The organism is Streptomyces decoyicus, assembly GCF_019880305.1.
GTDB lineage: Bacteria > Actinomycetota > Actinomycetes > Streptomycetales > Streptomycetaceae > Streptomyces > Streptomyces decoyicus.
This window is the reverse complement of the sequence record NZ_CP082301.1, coordinates 687,860-704,066: the sequence shown is the minus strand read 5'-3', so window position 1 is coordinate 704,066 and position 16,207 is coordinate 687,860. Positions and strand designations below refer to the sequence as shown.

16 protein-coding genes are annotated in these 16,207 nt (G+C 70.1%); 8 read left to right on the top strand and 8 right to left on the bottom strand.

Annotated features, from left to right (window positions below; translation table 11 throughout):
• Positions 1-81: 81 nt before the first annotated feature.
• On the bottom strand, positions 82-1,290 hold the full coding sequence (locus K7C20_RS02885) for a cytochrome P450 (RefSeq protein ID WP_030076562.1): 1,209 nt from the start codon (positions 1,288-1,290) through the stop codon (positions 82-84).
• A gap of 392 nt (positions 1,291-1,682) precedes the next feature.
• Between K7C20_RS02885 and K7C20_RS02880 the strand changes: the two genes are divergently transcribed.
• Together K7C20_RS02880 and K7C20_RS02875 are read left to right on the top strand one after the other, a co-directional pair.
• Positions 1,683-2,288: a helix-turn-helix domain-containing protein gene (locus K7C20_RS02880; protein WP_030076560.1), complete on the top strand. Its 606-nt coding sequence runs from the start codon at positions 1,683-1,685 to the stop codon at positions 2,286-2,288.
• A 216-nt stretch (positions 2,289-2,504) separates the two neighbouring features.
• Positions 2,505-3,479 (top strand): molybdopterin-dependent oxidoreductase, encoded by a 975-nt coding sequence (locus K7C20_RS02875; protein ID WP_048828792.1) that lies wholly within the window; start codon positions 2,505-2,507, stop codon positions 3,477-3,479.
• 152 nt (positions 3,480-3,631) lie between these two features.
• Here the strand turns inward: K7C20_RS02875 and K7C20_RS02870 are convergent, their stop codons facing one another.
• On the bottom strand, positions 3,632-4,450 hold the full coding sequence (locus tag K7C20_RS02870; RefSeq protein ID WP_052414247.1) for a DUF2785 domain-containing protein: 819 nt from the start codon (positions 4,448-4,450) through the stop codon (positions 3,632-3,634).
• Between the two features lie 472 nt (positions 4,451-4,922).
• Here K7C20_RS02870 and K7C20_RS02865 point away from each other — a divergent pair, with 472 nt between their 5' ends.
• Positions 4,923-5,291 (top strand): hypothetical protein, encoded by a 369-nt coding sequence (locus K7C20_RS02865; RefSeq protein ID WP_030076554.1) that lies wholly within the window; start codon positions 4,923-4,925, stop codon positions 5,289-5,291.
• Between the two features lie 357 nt (positions 5,292-5,648).
• The gene (locus tag K7C20_RS02860; RefSeq protein WP_030076552.1) at positions 5,649-6,026 is read left to right on the top strand and encodes a hypothetical protein; all 378 of its coding nucleotides are present in this window, start codon (positions 5,649-5,651) and stop codon (positions 6,024-6,026) included.
• Positions 6,027-6,128: 102 nt separating this feature from the next.
• Here the strand turns inward: K7C20_RS02860 and K7C20_RS02855 are convergent, their stop codons facing one another.
• The 4 genes from K7C20_RS02855 to K7C20_RS02840 form a co-directional block, all read right to left on the bottom strand.
• On the bottom strand, positions 6,129-6,443 hold the full coding sequence (locus K7C20_RS02855) for an SCO5918 family protein (RefSeq protein WP_053210390.1): 315 nt from the start codon (positions 6,441-6,443) through the stop codon (positions 6,129-6,131).
• A 54-nt stretch (positions 6,444-6,497) separates the two neighbouring features.
• Positions 6,498-6,896 carry a CBS domain-containing protein gene (locus K7C20_RS02850; RefSeq protein ID WP_030076550.1) on the bottom strand — a complete coding sequence of 133 codons (399 nt, stop codon included), beginning with the start codon at positions 6,894-6,896 and terminating at the stop codon, positions 6,498-6,500.
• Between the two features lie 56 nt (positions 6,897-6,952).
• Complete coding sequence (locus tag K7C20_RS02845) at positions 6,953-8,461, bottom strand: DEAD/DEAH box helicase (RefSeq protein ID WP_222892560.1); 1,509 nt, start codon at positions 8,459-8,461, stop codon at positions 6,953-6,955.
• A gap of 343 nt (positions 8,462-8,804) precedes the next feature.
• Complete coding sequence (locus K7C20_RS02840; RefSeq protein WP_030788646.1) at positions 8,805-9,008, bottom strand: cold-shock protein; 204 nt, start codon at positions 9,006-9,008, stop codon at positions 8,805-8,807.
• Between the two features lie 1,277 nt (positions 9,009-10,285).
• Here K7C20_RS02840 and K7C20_RS02835 point away from each other — a divergent pair.
• The 4 genes from K7C20_RS02835 (at position 10,286) to K7C20_RS02820 (ending at position 14,053) form a co-directional block, all read left to right on the top strand.
• A complete protein-coding gene (locus K7C20_RS02835) occupies positions 10,286-11,182 on the top strand; it encodes a universal stress protein (RefSeq protein ID WP_030078045.1) in 897 nt (298 codons plus the stop codon).
• A 142-nt stretch (positions 11,183-11,324) separates the two neighbouring features.
• Positions 11,325-11,948 carry a CBS domain-containing protein gene (locus K7C20_RS02830; RefSeq protein WP_030078043.1) on the top strand — a complete coding sequence of 208 codons (624 nt, stop codon included), beginning with the start codon at positions 11,325-11,327 and terminating at the stop codon, positions 11,946-11,948.
• 135 nt (positions 11,949-12,083) lie between these two features.
• Positions 12,084-13,550 (top strand): molybdopterin-dependent oxidoreductase, encoded by a 1,467-nt coding sequence (locus K7C20_RS02825; protein WP_078953604.1) that lies wholly within the window; start codon positions 12,084-12,086, stop codon positions 13,548-13,550.
• Positions 13,547-14,053, top strand: a complete 507-nt coding sequence (locus tag K7C20_RS02820) for a hypothetical protein (RefSeq protein ID WP_030078039.1) — start codon at positions 13,547-13,549, stop codon at positions 14,051-14,053. Before K7C20_RS02825 ends, K7C20_RS02820 begins: the two co-directional genes overlap by 4 nt.
• Positions 14,054-14,075: 22 nt before the next feature.
• Here the strand turns inward: K7C20_RS02820 and K7C20_RS02815 are convergent, their stop codons facing one another.
• Both K7C20_RS02815 and K7C20_RS02810 read right to left on the bottom strand, forming a co-directional pair.
• Positions 14,076-15,449: a hypothetical protein gene (locus tag K7C20_RS02815; protein WP_053210393.1), complete on the bottom strand. Its 1,374-nt coding sequence runs from the start codon at positions 15,447-15,449 to the stop codon at positions 14,076-14,078.
• A gap of 106 nt (positions 15,450-15,555) precedes the next feature.
• Entirely contained in the window at positions 15,556-16,047 is a 492-nt protein-coding gene (locus K7C20_RS02810) for a hypothetical protein (RefSeq protein WP_052414271.1), read from the bottom strand.
• Between the last annotated feature and the right edge of the window lie 160 nt (positions 16,048-16,207).

The following is a 16,207-nucleotide window of genomic DNA, read 5'->3' as shown; positions in this document are numbered from 1 at the left end:
CCGTGCTGGTGGAACGATCTTTCCGAGTAGTAACCGTACGCCAGGCAGGTGCAATCTGCATGTCGCTGCCGTGACTTACGGTCACCAAGTGACGGGCAGCTCCAGGGGATAGCGCCAGATCGAGTTGGTGTTCCAGCGGATCTCCTCGGCCGGCTGTGCCAGCTTCAGGTCCGGGAAGCGCTCCAGGAGGGTTTTGAGGGCGACTTCCAGCTCCGTGAAAGCGAGCGGGGCACCCAGGCAGTGGTGTCCGCCCCAGCCGAAGGTCATGTGGGAGGTCCGGTCCTCGCGCTCCAGATCCAGCTCGTCGGGCCGGTCGAACTTCCGGCTGTCCCGGTTGGCCGTCAGATAGGAGACGTGCACGATGTCCCCGGCCCGGATCAACACCCCGCTCAACTCCACGTCCTCCGTGGCGACGCGGGGGATACCCACGCCCTTGCGGAAGGGGATGAACCGCAGCATCTCCTCCATCGCCTGGGGGAGCATCTCGGGGCGGGAGCGCAGCATCGCGAGATCCTTGGGCCGAGTGAGCAGCGTGTAGGCGAGGTTGCCGATCTCGTAGGTGGTGGTGTCCTGGCCGGTGATGAGCAGCACCATGGCCATGACGGTGAGTTCCTGGTCGTTGAGGATCTCGTCCCCGTCGCGAGCGGTGGCCAGGGCGCTGATCAGGTCGTCGCCCGGGTGCTGGCGACGCTTCGCCGTCAGCGTCTTGAAGTAGGCGCGCATATCGGCCTTGGCCTGCACGGCGCGGTCCCGGTTTTCGACGGTGACGTTCATCATCGTCCGGGCGTGCCCGCGCAGCTGGGCCCGGTCGGGCTCGGGGATGTCGAGGACCTCGCAGATCGTGGTCAGCGGCAGGGGGGACGCCAGGCTCTCCATCAGGTCGGCAGGAGAGCCGTGCTCGGTCATCCGGTCCAGCAGTTCGTCCACGACATGCTGGGTGCGGGTCCGCATCCGCTCCACGTGCCGCGGGGCGAACGCCTTGGAGACCAGGCTCCGCAAGCGGCTGCTGGCGGGCGGGTCCATCACGTTGATCGCCTCGTCCTGGACGATCGGCTCGGGGGTCATGCGGGGGAAGTCCCGGCCGATGACGGCGCTGCGGCTGAAGCGCCGGTCCGTCGTCACCGTGCGTACGTCGTCGTACTTGGTGACGAGCCATGCCTCGCCTTCCCCGTGGGGCAGCCGGATACGGGCGACCGGTTCTTCGGTCAGCAGGCGCTTGAGCGTCGGATCGAATTCCAGGGCCTCGGCATAGTCGAATGGACAGTTCCAGACTTTAGAGCCGGATTCCATGGTGAGCTCCCGAAGTGAGATGTGACGAGCGGATTCACCGCCTGCGAAGGGAAAGAACCAAGCGCACGCATGCGGTCGTACCAGGCCGTCAGCCGGAAAGGCGCTCATTCATTTCCGGTCCCCGTCGACGCGGAGATATTAAGAGGTCCTTTTCTGCCCCGTTCGGCCGGCGGACTGGCGGGTGTGGTTGCCCTGCAGGTCCACAGTGACTTACGGATATCGGTGAGTGGGCGGTGAGATGCGCCGATCGGGTGATCTCTCGGCCGGGTTCAGAGGTGCCGCACTGCGTATTTCGCTAGGGGGAGCCGGGCCGCGGCTCATCGGAATCCGGAGAGCGAAGTCCGGCCCCCGCCCGCTTGACAAAAGCTGTTGCCAGGACGGCAAATAGAGCCATGGTGGACGACGACATTCCCGGCGTACTGAACGCGGTCGGCCCGCGGCTGCGGGCGCTGCGGCGACAGCGCGGAGCGACCTTGGCGCAGCTGAGCGAGGTCACCGGCATCTCGCTCAGCACCCTCTCGCGCTTGGAGTCCGGGCAGCGCAAACCGACCCTCGAACTCCTGCTTCCGCTGGCCAAGGCCCATGGAGTGCAGCTGGACGAGCTGGTCGGGGCACCGGCCACCGGCGACCCCCGTGTCCATCCGCGCCCCTTCACCCGCGACGGGCAGACCTTTGTGCCACTGACCCGGCACCTCGGCGGCCTGCACGCCTACAAGCAGATCCTCCCCGCCAAGAAAGTCACCGGCACTCGCCCCGAGTTGCGTACTCACGAGGGCTATGAGTGGCTCTACGTCCTTTCCGGCAGGCTGCGGCTGGCTCTCGGTGAGCACGATCTCGTCCTCACTTCCGGGGAGGCCGCCGAATTCGACACCCACATCCCGCACGGCTTCGCCAATGCCGGGCCGCATCCCGTCGAGTTCCTCAGCCTCTTCGGGGCCCAGGGCGAGCGGATGCACGTCCGCGCCTCGCCACCGGCGCCTCAGCCCGGCCAGGCCTGAACCCTGGGCACGGGTACCACACGGCACCGGGCACAAGCCGTCCCCGGCAGCGGCACGCTCCGCCGGCCATCGGCAGCACAGCTCGGCAGCACAGGCCGATAAAGAATTGCCTTGGACGAAAAGGCAGTTGAGGATCGACAGCAGTAAGGGAGACGGTTCTGCCTACCGGCACGTGGCGCAGTTCCGTGGCCGGCGCACCACCACGTGAGGACACCCATGCGAGCAGCGGACCCGGACTTCGTCACTCCCACCGGAGAGGTATTCACCAGAACGCACGTGGGTGTGCCGCAGGTGGACGCCGCGACCTGGTCTCTGACGGTGGAAGGGCTCGTCGCGCATCCGCTGCGACTGGACCTGGAATCGCTGCACGCACTCCCCGCGACACGGCTCACCGCCTTCCACGAATGTTTCGGCAGCCCGTTCGCCCCTGATGTCCCGGTGCGTGCGGTGGCGAACGTGCGATGGCTCGGCGTCCCCCTCGCGCGGCTGCTGGACGACGCGGCCCCGCACGCCGACGCCGCGCACATCTGGTTCGAGGGCGTGGACCACGGCACTTTCCACGGCACACCGGATGTCAGGTATCTCAAGGACCTGCCGCTGGAGACCGCCTACCGTGACGTCCTCCTCGCCTACGCGATGAACGGTGCACCGCTGGAGCCCGTACACGGCTTCCCGGTGCGCGCCGTGGTGCCGCGGATGTTCGGCACCAATTCGGTGAAATGGCTCCGCCGCATCGTCGTCTCGGACACCAGGCCCGATCACCTCTTCACCACCCAGCTCTACAACAGGCGGCAGCCCGGCAGCGAACGCCTGCAACCGGTCCGGGAAGTGGATGTCAACAGTGTCCTCGTCGCACCACGCGAAGAGGGTGAACTGGCGGCGGGGGTGCTGGAGATGAGCGGCTGGGCGTGGAGCGTGACCGAGGTCGTCGCCGTGGAGATCGCCGTGAACGAGGGCCCGTGGGAGGCCGCCCGGCTCGATGAACGGGGTCCGGAACCCACCTGGCAGCGCTTCACCCTGTCCCGGCGGTTCGAACCGGGGCGGCACCGGATCAGATGCCGGGCCCATGACCGCGCGGGCCGCGTGCAGCCCGGACCGGGCTCGCGCAACTCGGTCCAGGAGATCGTCGTGCAGGTCCGCGACCGGGCTCCGCGGGGCAGCAGTGCACGGACCGATGCCGGTCCCCGCTGATCCTCTACCGGTCCGGTACCGGTCCGGCTGCCCGGCGCATCACCCAGCGCGGTGAGCCGTCGGGCAGCGCCCTCCGCAGTCGTCGTGCGCCCGGCGAGGCGCGGCGGAGCCGCCAGGAAGGGCGTACGGGGCGAGCAGTCGGCTGTCCGGGATCAGGCGAGCCAGCTGTACGGCAGGCGGAGGAGGGCGGCAACACGTGCGGCGACGACCGACGCGTGCGGCGGAGCGCCTCCGTCGGCAAGGCCGCGGGTCAGATGGAGATGCAGGGACTGGAGCGTGGCAAAGGTGTTGAAGGCCCAGGGCGGGACGGGGCCGGGGCCTCCACCGTCGAGGGCGTCCGCCACCGCGTTCAACCAGCCGGTGGCCTGTTCGGCCGTCAGGCCGGGAGCGAGCAGGATGCGGCTGACCGCATGGGCCAGGCGCGCATCCTCCAGCTGTGCATAGCGGTAGTCGGCGTGTGCGGCCGTCATCCGGTGGGCACACAGCTCCAGCAGTGCGGCGCGGTGGGCGGGCAGCGCCCGGGCGAACGCCGCGGCCGCATCGGCGCCATGGGCGACGGCGTGGAGCCAGCCCAGCGAGTCGTCCCAGCCGCGGGTGTCGCGCTCGGACGGGTACCAGGAGGAGAAAGCGGCGTACCAGCGCTCCGCGGCCGCGCCCGGGACGGCGCCGGGGACGGCGTGCCCCCGCGTCAGCACACACCGGAGAACGAGCGGAGCGAAGGTGCGGGCCTGAATCTCCGGATGGGTGAATCGTTCCGCGGCAGTGTCACCGAGGTCCTCCAGGACCTCGTCGAGGTGCCCTTCCCGTATCCAGCGCGCGGCGGCGGTATAGGCCTGCGCGTCACGGACCTCGGGGTCGGGAGACACCAGCATGGCCGACAGCTCGTCCCGCAGCCGGGAAACCGGTACCGCGTCAGGGAAGGGAAAGCCCTGGGCGGCGATCGTCGGCCAGCGGACAAGATCGGTACTCATCGCGGCAGCCTTCCACGCGCCGCGGGGAGCGACAAGAGGCTCCCGTGGACCGGAGCTCGCCCGGCAGCCTCACTGCGCGCGGCGAGGGAAGCCCCGGCGGGGGAGGCCCCCGCGAGGGAAGCCCCCGCGAGGGAAGTCCCGGCAAGGCGATTACCGGCAAGGGGAGCCCTGCCGTCACGAAACGTGACGGGTGTCTGCGTTCCGCGTTCGGGGAGGGGCGGCGGACAACGGGGCGATGCCCGACCGGCCCCCTGTGGCACCAGGGCTGAGATGCGGATGATCCCGTCGGCCCTCAGGCTGGACGTGGGGGAGTCTTCGGCCCATGGGTCATGGCGGCATGGGCATGGCGCATGGGTCGGAGGCGTGCAGGAAGCGAGGGCTTGCCGCCCACTGCGCAGGTTTGTCGGAAACCTCGCAGGAGGGCGCAAGCCGGCGCCACCCGCTCGGTGGTGGGGCCAACAAAGGAGCAGACATGACAAAGGACCGGAAGTCTTCGCACCCGAAGATGGGCGAGGGCCCCAGCACGCACAAGGGAACGGAGCAACACGGCTGGTCGCCCGATGTCGACCAGACCGAGCAGCAGAAGAACGAGAGTGCGCACAAATCGTTCCACCCCGAGCGCCACGCGCCGGAGAAGGACAGCAGCAAGGAGTCGGCCGAGCGGCAGGAGAAGGTGCCGCCGGCGAGCGAGGTGAAGAGCGAGACGCGCAGCGGCGAAAAGCACGCCGCAGAGACCGATGAGAAGGGCATGCGGGACATGGGGCCGAAGGGGCCTTCACGCCGGCCCAGCGGGGGCAGGGACGCCGAAGCGCACACGGGTGTCGACCCGCAGAACCCTTGAGCGTGAGAGCCGTGAGCACCACCGCAACAGCTCCGACGTTTTCCCCGTAGCCGTTCGTGCATGCCGCGCGGGCCGGGCACCCGAAAGAGGGACCCGGCCCGCGGCCCGTCGACTGCTCGCCCAGATCGCCTGCCGGGTGTCCTGCGGGGGACGAGGAAGTGCAGTGGTGCCTGCGGCGAGTGGTCGGGCCGGGGTCAACTGGGCGGCGGTGCACGGCGGTCACGCCGTATCGCGGGGTGGGGCGAGGGCAAACGGGCCCGTGCGAGAGCCGTACGGGTGCCAGGAGAGTGTCACGGGGCGCCTGTCCGGCGCCGGGTGTGGTGCCCAGGGCCGGTCGCGGCAGTAAAATCTGCTCCCATGTCGAAGCCCGACGAGCTGCTTGTCGACATCGCCACCATGGTGGAGTCGGAGCAGAGCAATCAGATGTCTCTCACTGTTGTCGTCCAAGGCGCTGTCCTCACAGGACGGTTGGCGCCCGAGAGCGTGTGGCGGCAACGCGTGGCCGAGGTCCTGGAGGAGTCGGAGCGGCTGGGCCCGTTTTCCGCGCTCTTCTCCTCGGCCGGCACGGATTCCCGCCCGCCCGGCCGGAACGGTCCACCCACGCATCTGCACTTCCACGTGGCGAGGATCCTCCAGGGAAGCATCGGCATTCCCGAGACCGGCGGGATGTACCGCGTGGCGATCGAGGATGTGGGCGCCTGGACGGTGGGCGACTTCCGCTACTCCGACCACTGAGCCCCTGACCCTGACCCATATCCCCGGCCCCGGTCCCGGGTACTACTGAACAGGGGTGTGGGCTCCGACCGCAGCGGTCGGAGCCCACACCCCTGTCGGGTTTCAGCTCTCGGAATCCCACTCAGGGGCTGCCGGCGCCTGGAGCATGGCCGACGCCTCCTCGAGCGGGGTGCGGGTGGCGGGGGGCGCGGAGCGGCAGGTGAATCCGAGCCGGGTCAGCGCCCGGGTCACCTCGCCGGCGCTGAAGTCACGGCGGTCCTGCCGGGTGATGACCTCCCCGACCTGTTTGACGGGGTAGTGACGGCTGCCGATGAGCACGGACTCACCCGTGATGGGTTCGGGTTTGATGCCCTTCATCGCATCCTGCACCTCGGTCTTGATCAGGTCGAAGGGGAAGCGGGCGATGACGACGCGCATAGTGCCTCTACAGGGTCGAAGAGAAGCCGGAAACGGACGGGTGACGCGGACGGTTCAGCATGCGAGGGAGATCACTCCCAAAGTGTGCCCGTCCTCGTCCACCACGGGCGAGGCGCGCAGCGCGCGACCTCGCATGGCGTGCTCCGCGTCGTGCACCGACGTCACGGACGACGTGAACGGTCCTCGGTCGTAGACGATGTCCCGCAACCGGGTTTCCTCGGTGTACCAGGAATCGCGCTGGTGGGCGGTCAGCTGGGTCCGAGTGATCAGGCCCGTGCACCGGCCGTCCTCGTCACGGACGAGGAGGTGGTCGGCGCGGGCACCGTTGAGGATGGACAGAGCCAGGTCGACGATCATGTCGTCGCCGACCTGCGGCCCCGGCGGGGTCATGGCGTTGCCGGCCGTCCTGTCGGAGCAGCGCGGATGCCGGGGGTGGAGCTGAAGCAGCGTCAACGGAAGCCTCCGTGGTGTGGTGATCCAGCGAGCCGGGCGTGACCGTGGGCGCCGGATCAGGACGCCTTGCCGACGGAGCGCTGCCGCTGCGATGTCCCTGTCGTGCTCCGGGGCGTTCCGCCGGTCCGACGGGCCTGGGCGGAGCGGCTGCGACGGCCGCGCGTGGAGGACCCGCTGCGCTTGGGACGCTCGACGACCGGCGCGGCGATGGTGACGGGAATGCCGGAGGGCGTCTGGGCGCCGGTGATCCGGTTCAGCTCGGCCTCGCCGGCACGGACCTGGGTGGACTGCGGGGTGATGCCCGCGTCCGCCATCAGGCGGTCCATCTCGCGGCGCTGGCTGGGCAGGACCAGGGTGACGACGCTGCCCGACTCGCCCGCACGGGCGGTGCGACCGCCGCGGTGCAGGTAGTCCTTGTGGTCCGTGGGCGGGTCGACATTGACGACGAGGTCGAGGTTGTCGACGTGGATACCGCGGGCCGCGACGTTGGTGGCCACCAGGACGGTGACATCGCCGGTCTTGAACTGGGCCAGGGTGCGGGTGCGCTGGGGCTGGGACTTGCCGCCGTGCAGGGCAGCGGCGCGCACGCCGCTGCTCAGCAGGTGCTTCGTGAGCTTGTCCACGGCGCGCTTGGTGTCCAGGAACATGATCGACCGGCCTTCGCGGGCGGCGATCTCCGTGGTGGTGGCGTGCTTGTCGGCGTCGCGGACATGCAGCAGGTGGTGCTCCATCGTGGTCACGGCGCCCGCCGAGGGGTCGACCGAGTGGACCACGGGGTCCGTCAGATAGCGCCGGACCAGGAGGTCGACGTTGCGGTCCAGGGTGGCCGAGAAGAGCATCCGCTGCCCCTCGGGCCGGACCTGGTCGAGCAGGGCGGTGACCTGGGGCATGAAGCCCATGTCCGCCATCTGGTCGGCCTCGTCCAGCACGGTGATGGCGACCTGGTTCAGCCGGCAGTCACCGCGGCCGATGAGGTCCTTGAGCCGTCCGGGCGTCGCGACGACGACCTCGGCCCCGCCGCGCAGGGCGCTGGCCTGGCGGCCGATCGACATACCGCCGACGACGGTTGCCAACCGCAGCGACAGCGACCGGGCATAGGGCGTGAGTGCGTCGGTGACCTGCTGGGCCAGCTCCCGGGTGGGGACCAGGACCAGGGCCAGCGGCTGGCGGGGCTCGGCGCGCTGTCCGGCGGTGCGGGCCAGCAGGGCCAGACCGAAGGCCAGCGTCTTGCCCGAGCCGGTGCGCCCGCGGCCCAGGACGTCGCGTCCGGCCAGCGAGTTCGGCAGCGTGGCGGCCTGGATCGGGAACGGGGCCGTCATCCCTTCCGCGGTCAGCGAGGCCAACAGTGCGGACGGCATGTCCAGTTCCGCGAAGGTCTCGGCCGCGGGCAGGGCGGGGGTGTGGGTGACGGGCAGCGCGAACTCCGCGGGCCGGGCGGCGGGACGACGTCCCTTGCCACCGGAGCGGTTCGACCCCTGCGAGCGATAGCCGCCGCGGCCGGAGCCGGCGGAACCGGCGGAACGGGTGCGGGAGGAGCGGTCGTTCGGGCGAGCTGTGCGGTTCATGGAGAACCTTCCTCGATGCGGTACGTCGAAGAATTCCCGGCAGCTTTCAGCCACACACAAAAGAATCGCAGAACGGACCGGAGAAAACAGATGGAACGTGGCGGGGCGGAATCGACCGCCGGCGCGTGAAGAAATGTCGCCGCAAAGGGAGGCGAGCACGGTGCCGGAGCAGAGAGCTGGGCGGACTGCCGTTCTGCCGCAGCACGCTGCGGTTCGGCACCGAACAGGCTGCCCCTTGTCGCCGGTGCGGCCGTGAGGGCACGCACAGCGCATTCCGCAAAGGGCAACGCGCTGGGGCCCGCACCCAAGGTGCGGGCCCCAGCTGCAGTCTGACGCGTCAGTGTCAGGCGGGGACGATGTTCTCGGCCTGCGGGCCCTTCTGGCCCTGCGTGACGTCGAAGGTCACCTTCTGGCCTTCCTGGAGCTCGCGGAAGCCCTGGGTGGCGATGTTCGAGTAGTGGGCGAAGACGTCGGCGCCGCCACCCTCCTGCTCGATGAAGCCGAAGCCCTTTTCCGCGTTGAACCACTTCACGGTGCCAGTAGCCATGTCATATCTCCTTCGGGGCAGTGCCCGGAGCCGCACTGTGCGGGCCCCGCGTCGCCGCGATGATTGCCCCTCCGGAAAACCCGGAAATACAAAAGCACTCCAACCGGCCTGGAAAGCCGATGAGGTAGCGAGAAGTCTTTGGGAACCACAACTGCAACTGAGATCGACAGTAGCACGGCACCAGCGGCCCTGCGCTGCTGTTGCTCCCGCCATTTCAGGAGGGCAAAAACCCCCACTGACCTGGCAGGTATTTCTGTAGTTGCGGCGCGAGATATTCACTACCGGCGCACCGACCATCCGGCCGGGAAACGCGGCTCACTGCCCGCTTCGGTCCTGGCGTCTCCTGCACTCCGGCGGTCAGCCCGCCGCACTGCCGCACGTCCGGCCGCTCCTCCACCGGCGAGCCGCCCGGCGCTGGCGGGACGAAGGTGCGGTGAGGGGGCGCATCAGGCCCCTGCCTCGACCTCTCGCCAGGCCCGTCTCGTCGTCCCGCCCCGATCGATGCGACGCAAGAAATCTATGCCGGTGATGATAGATATTCGGGCTTAGTAGACCCGAGGTTTTGCTCCTCATCGGCGAGATCTCATGTCGCCGCGCCAGGTCACCCGAAACCGCCGCCGGACCGCACGCATGGCCGGTTCTGGGCTATCTCCGTGAGCTCAGTGATTTCGTTCGTCCGCCCCTCCCGTTGCGCGGCGAGGTCGGGCCCTCGGCGGGAAAAGGGGTCGGGCTGATCAGGTGTCGGTGCGCTCCGGAGAGGGCGTGTGTGCCCTCCGGGACATGATGGTGATCACCGGGCTACCGCACCGAGCCGGCGGATGGCGGCAGCGGTGCGATGACGGCCACGACGGCGGTCGGCGCCACGTCCGGAGCGGCCTCGCGTGCCCCTGAGGGCTGTCCCGTACGGCCTGGCAGGCTCATGCGATCGGGGCCACGATGGGGACAGTGGAGCGGAGAGGTCGTACCCCGTCGGAGGGGCGTCATGAGCGACGCAGCCGGCTGCGCACCGCGACGGCAGATCCGGGTGTACCTGCTCGATGATCATGAGGTCGTCCGGCGCGGTGCGGTGGAGCCGCTCGATGCCGAGCCCGTGGCGCAGCCGCCCCTCCCACTCGCCGGCCGGATTCGGGGTGCCTCGGTCCCTCCAGTCGGCGGCCGTCCCTGCCGCACAGGCCGCCTCGGCGCCTGGCGTGGGCGTGGGCCCGCACCGGTACTGACTTTCAGGGCGCTGGGGTGGCCGGTCCGGTCCCCTTCTCCGATCCCGAAAGGAGAACACCATGGAGCCGGAAGTCATCACCGTCGGGCTCGACGGCTCGCCGGAGAGCCTGGCAGCCGCGCTGTGGGCCGCCGACGAAGCGGACCGGCGGCAGTCGGTGCTGCGACTTCTCCATGCGTGGATACTGCTGGCCGCCGAGGCGCCGGACACACCCCCGGACCGGGACCAGAACGCCGGCGCCCGGCAGATCGTGCACCAGGCTCTGGAAGAGGTACGCGAACGTCATCCGCGTCTTGAGATCATCGAGGACTTGGTGGGTGCGGAGGCCGAACCGGCGCTGTTGGGCGCGGCGGCCGAGGCGCAGATGATCGTGCTCGGATCGCGGGCCCTCGCGCCGTGGGAGAGCTATGTGCTCGGCGATGTGAGCCTGAATGTCGTGGGCCGGGCCAAGGGGCCGGTCGTGCTCGTCCGCCGGGACGGGCGCGCGAAGGCGCCGCGCCACGAACCGCCGGACAACCCGCCACCCGCCCCCGACGCGCGGGTCGTCGCCGGCCTCAGCCTCAACGGCCCCTGCGATCGGCTGCTCGACTTCGCCTTCGACGCCGCGGCGAGCCGGGGTGTTCCGCTTCAGGCCGTGCACGGGCGTCCGCTCCCCGTGCACGCTTACACCCCGTGGGGCCTGGACCCCGATGCCGCGACGGAACTCACCAAGGAAGCGGCCGTCGAGCTCGGGGACGCCCTCCTCCCGTGGTGTGAGCGGTTCCCCGACGTGCTGGTCCAGCAGACCGTGCTGCCGGAGAGCCCGACCCGGGCCCTGGTCCAGACGGTCTTCGGGGCCGAGCTTCTGGTGGTCGGCCGCAAGCTGCACCGTCCGCCGCTCGCGCCACGCGTCGGCCCGGTGGCGCATGCCGCCATCCACCATGTGGCCTGCCCGGTAGCCGTGATCCCGCACGAATGACGAGGTGGTGGGGGAGGACGCGCCCAGCCCAGCCGTTCCTGCGCACGAACCGCGGGCGCGATGCAGGCTTGTCGGTACCGGATTCCCCGCCCATGAGGCGGATGAGATCCGGCACCTGCACACCCGGAGGGACCGGCCGAAGATGAGCCACCGCAGAGTTGCCGACCTGATGACGCCGCACGCCGTCGTCGTCCAACGGGGCACTCCGTTCAAGGAGATCGCGCACCTGCTCGACGAGTACGACATCACCGCCGTCCCGGTCCTCGACGAGGACGAGCGGCCGGTGGGAGTGGTGTCCGAAGCCGATCTGCTGCGCCGGCAGATCGCCAAGCTCGGGGCGAGCACCGCCGAAGGGATCATGACGAGCCCCGTGGTGGTGGCACGACCCGAGTGGAGTGTCGTCGAAGCGGCCAGGACGATGGATAAGCACAAGGTCAAGCGGCTGCCCGTGGTCGACGACGCCGGCCGCCTCATCGGCGTGATCAGCCGCAGCGACCTCGTGCGGCTGTTCCTGCGCCGCGACCGCGCCATTCAGGAGGAGGTGCTGGAAGAGGTGCTGACGCGGACGCTCGGGGTGTCACCGTCCGCGGTCACGGTCGAGGTCGCCGACGGCACCGTGACGCTCACCGGCACCCTGGAGCACGTAAGCCTTGCCCCGATTGCGGTGCGGCTGTGTGAAAGCGTCGACGGGGTGGTCGAGGTGGTCGACCGGCTCACCTGCCCGGGGAACGGCGCCACCACGCCCGGGCAGGAAGCGCCGGAGTAGCACGCACACGGCAAGCGGCGCCGCCGGACAAGCGGCGCAGGGGCATGGTGTTGGTGTGCGTGAAATGCCCCCATTGCCGCGTATCTTGGCCCTGAGCGGCGGGCCGAGCCGCACCGGACGCGGCGGAGGGACGCCATGGAGCCGAGCGACCACGACCAGGGGGACGGGCCGCACCGCCCCCCGCCCGGCCGTCGTCCGGACAAGGCGGCCGCCGCCGGTTCATCCCGGGGGGAACGCCCTGAGAAGCCCTCCGCGGGCGAAGCCACCCGCCGGCATGCCGATGCCTCCTCACGGCCGGCCCGTGGCCGACGCGGCCTTCGCCTCCCCGACGGTCCCCCGCCCGGCCCGGCTCGCCCCGGGTTCTGGCGCAGTCCTCTGCGGGGGCCGTGGCTGACCTCGGTGTTCGGGCTGATCCTGCTCGTCGGCATCACCGTGCTCTTCGTGACCGGACTGCTGTCCTACGCCGCCTACAACCCCGATCTGGCTCCGGGCAACGACCGCACGCCGGGCAAGGGCTGGCTGGGCTTCTACCTCTTCTCCTGGCCGACCAGCCCGTATTGGCTCTACCGCCTCACCCAGGGCATCCATGTGACGCTCGGTGTGGTGCTGATCCCCGTGCTGCTGGCGAAGCTGTGGTCGGTCATCCCGAAGCTGTTCTCCTGGCCGCCGCTGCGCGCACCGAGTCATGCGCTGGAACGGCTGTCGTTGCTGCTCCTGGTGGGCGGGGCGCTGTTCGAGTTCGTCACCGGCGTGCTGAACATCCAGCTGCACTACATCTTCCCGGGCTCCTTCTACACCCTGCATTTCTACGGAGCATGGCTGTTCATCGGTGCGTTCGTCGTCCATGTCGCGTTCCGTATCCCCGTGATGGCGAAGGCCCTGCGCGGCCGCCGACTGCGCACCGAACTGCGCACGCCGCTCGCCCGGACGGTGAGCGAACCGGCCGACGACACCGGGCTGGTGACCCCCCGCCCCGCGCCTCCCACGATGTCGCGGCGTGGCGCGCTCGGCCTGGTGGGTGCGGGGTCGCTGGGTCTGCTCCTCGTCACGGCGGGGCAGAGCATCGGCGGCTCCCTCCGCAGGACCGCGCTGCTGGCCCCGCGCGGCCAGGACCCGGGGGAGGGGCCCAACGGCTTCCAGATCAACAAGACCGCGGCGAGCGTGGGGATCAGGGCCCGCGATATCGGCCCCGACTGGCGGCTGATCGTACGGGGCGACGGCCGCGAGCGGACCTGCACCCGCGCACAGCTCCTCACTCTTCCCCAGCACACGGCCGCCCTGCCCATTGCCTGTGTCGAGGGCTGGTCCACCGACGACCAGCACTGGAGCGGCGTCCGGCTGACCGACCTCGCTGCCCTGGTCGGGCTTGGTCGGAACCCGCCGGGCGTCTTCGTCGAGTCCGCACAGCGCGCCGGATCGTTCCGCTCGACACATCTGCGCGACAACCAGGTACGCGATCCCAGATCGCTGCTGGCCCTCCGGGTCAACGGCGCAGATCTCTCCCCGGACCACGGGTATCCGGCGCGCATCATCGTCCCCGCCAACCCCGGTGTGCACAACACGAAATGGGTCACCCGCCTCACCTTCGGGAGCACACCGTGAAGGGCCTCCGCGCACGCTACGGGGCGTCCCCTCTGCACCTCCTGCTGGTGCTGTGCTCCTTCTGTCTGGCCGGGTATGCGGGCGTTCGACTGCTCAAAGGGGACACCCTCGGCATCCTCGTCTGGTTCGTCGGCGCGGCCCTCCTGCACGACCTGGTGTTCCTGCCCCTGTACACCGCCACCGACCGTGTGGCGCAACGCCTCTTCCGGCGCCGGCGGCGCACGGCGAACCCTTCCGGCCCGGTGGTGGCAGGCGGGATCAACTACGTGCGGGTGCCCGCTTTCGTCGCGCTCCTGCTGCTCCTGGTGTGGTATCCGCTCATCCTCCGGCGCGTCCCGGGATTCTCCCTGTACACCGGCCTGCCGTCGGGTCAGTTCCTGGACCACTGGCTCCTGCTCACTGCGGCGCTCTTCGCGGCCTCGGCGGTGTGTCTGCTGGTGGCCCTGTGGCGCGCACACCGTCCACGCTCCGAGGACCCCCCGTCTCCGCCGGAGGCACCGTAGCTGCCGGCCCGCGTGGAGGCGGTCACCAGCCGGTCAGCAGCAGATGGTTGACCAGCAGCGCGAGGAGGGCCTGCGCGGCCAGCCACCAGGAGTGAACGCGGCGTGGCAGCAGGGCACTTGCGGGCAGCGTCCACACCGCGAAGGACAGCCAGATCCGTTCGGTCTCCGCCTTGCTCATCCCGGACACATCCGCGAGCAGCATCATGCACAGCCCTGCCGCGACCAGCACGGCGAGGGCCTCCCGCCCGCTCGGCGGCTCGCGCCGCATCCTCCGCACCGCATGCCACAGCGGACCGGCGGCGCGGCGCAGCCCGGCGACGGTGGCCAGGCCCACGGTCAGTAGCTGGGCCGCCAGGTTCGCCCAGAGGAAGTAGCTGTAGGGGCGTACTTTCGCGGCGCCCTGGTAGTAACGCTCGACCAGCGTCGTATACCCGTCCAGCCACCAGAACCCGGCCGAGGTGAAGGCCGCCGCCCATACCAGCACGCCCAGCAGCACATACGGCAACGGGCGGACCGAGCGCGCGAGCAGCAGCACCGCGGCGCCGAGGACGACGAGAACGGTCAGGCCGTAGGAGAGGTACCAGGCCCAGCCGAGCAGCAGCCCCGCACCCAGGGCGGTGAGACGCGGCACCCGCGTACTGCGGGTGGCCGCCAGGGCCAGCAGGGCGATGGCCCAGGCGGCCACCCCCGCGAAGTAGCCGTCGGCGCTGACCCCGATCCATACCGCCGCCGGGGCCAGTACGAGGAACGAGGCGGCCCGGCGCGCCAGTTCCTCACCACTCAGTGCGCGGACGGTCACCATGACGGCCGCGGTGAGCGAGCTTCCGACGGTGAGGCACCAGACGGCGGCCCAGGCGCCGCCGCCCAGCCCGATCCGGTCCAGGCCGACGAACGTCAGCAGCGCGCCGGGCGGGTGACCGGCCACATGTGCCGGCCAGATGCCGGGCGAGCCGACCAGAATGTGGTGCGTGAAGTCGCGCAGGAAAGCGCCCACGTCGTGCACGTCGTCGACGGATTGCAGGTACTCCAGGCTGGTGGTCAGCCGCTCGGCGACGCCACGGCTCCATCCGTCCACGAGTGCGAGCGACCAGGTCCAGGCCATCGCCGCGGTCCACACGGCCGGCACCAGCACCCGCCACGACAGACGCTGTGCGGTCGACGGACCGTAGACCACCACCGCCGCCGCGACGGCCACCGCCACCGGGGTGCCGGGGCCGACATGCGGCAGCCACCACGCGTACAACGGCGGCCACCCCAGCCGCAGGATCCCCTCGGAGCCGTAAACGGCCCGGTTGATGACGCGCCCGACGACTGCCGCCAGGACGAACAGTGCCACCGCACCCGCAGCCGCCCACAGGTCGCGGTGGCACTCCCGCTTCCGCACACTCGCTGTCACCCGGCCACGTTAGGCCAGGCCGGCGGCCGGAGTGCTGACCGCCACCGCTACGGCCGCGGGGAGTGGCCGCGTGCCGCCCCGGTGCCCCGCCCGGTGCTCCGCGGGGTCACTTGGGGTGGATGTCGGCGGCGACGATCACTCCGTCCTCCACGGTGTAGGTGCCGGTGAAGTGGCGGTGGGTTTCGTCGGTCAGCAGCTGGTCGAGCTCGACCTCGACCTTGTTGCCGACCACCGCATTGATGGTGACCTCGTACATGTTCGTGGTGTTGAAGGACTGCACGAAGGCGTCGAAGGTGTTCCCGGCGATGTGCTGCTTCCCGCCCAGCGCCCAAGCGGCAATGTAGTCACCCTCGTTGACGGCACTGAAATACGTCTGGACCACGTCCGCGGGATCCGGCGTGGATGACTGCGTCGGCGAGGCCTGGGGGCGGGGGTGGACGGCTTGTGTCCAGGTGTGGCCGAGCGAGGGGCCGACTGCCCTTCCCGCGACGGGGGTGGAGACCGCAGCCGTTCCGGAACCGGGGCTGTCCGCCCCGGCAAGGCCGAAGAACGCGCCGGTACCGGTGAGGGCCACGACAAGGGCCACGACGAGGGACACCCGCACACCGGTCGCCCTGGGAAGCCGGTGTGGGGGGTCGAGTGGCGCAGTTCCCGTCGGCGCTCGCGCCGAGCGGTCCTGCGGCACACGACGGCCGTTCGCACGGTGAAGTCCTGCATGCTCTGTCATGGGCCACCCCGAAGCAGTTCGAGGATCTGGA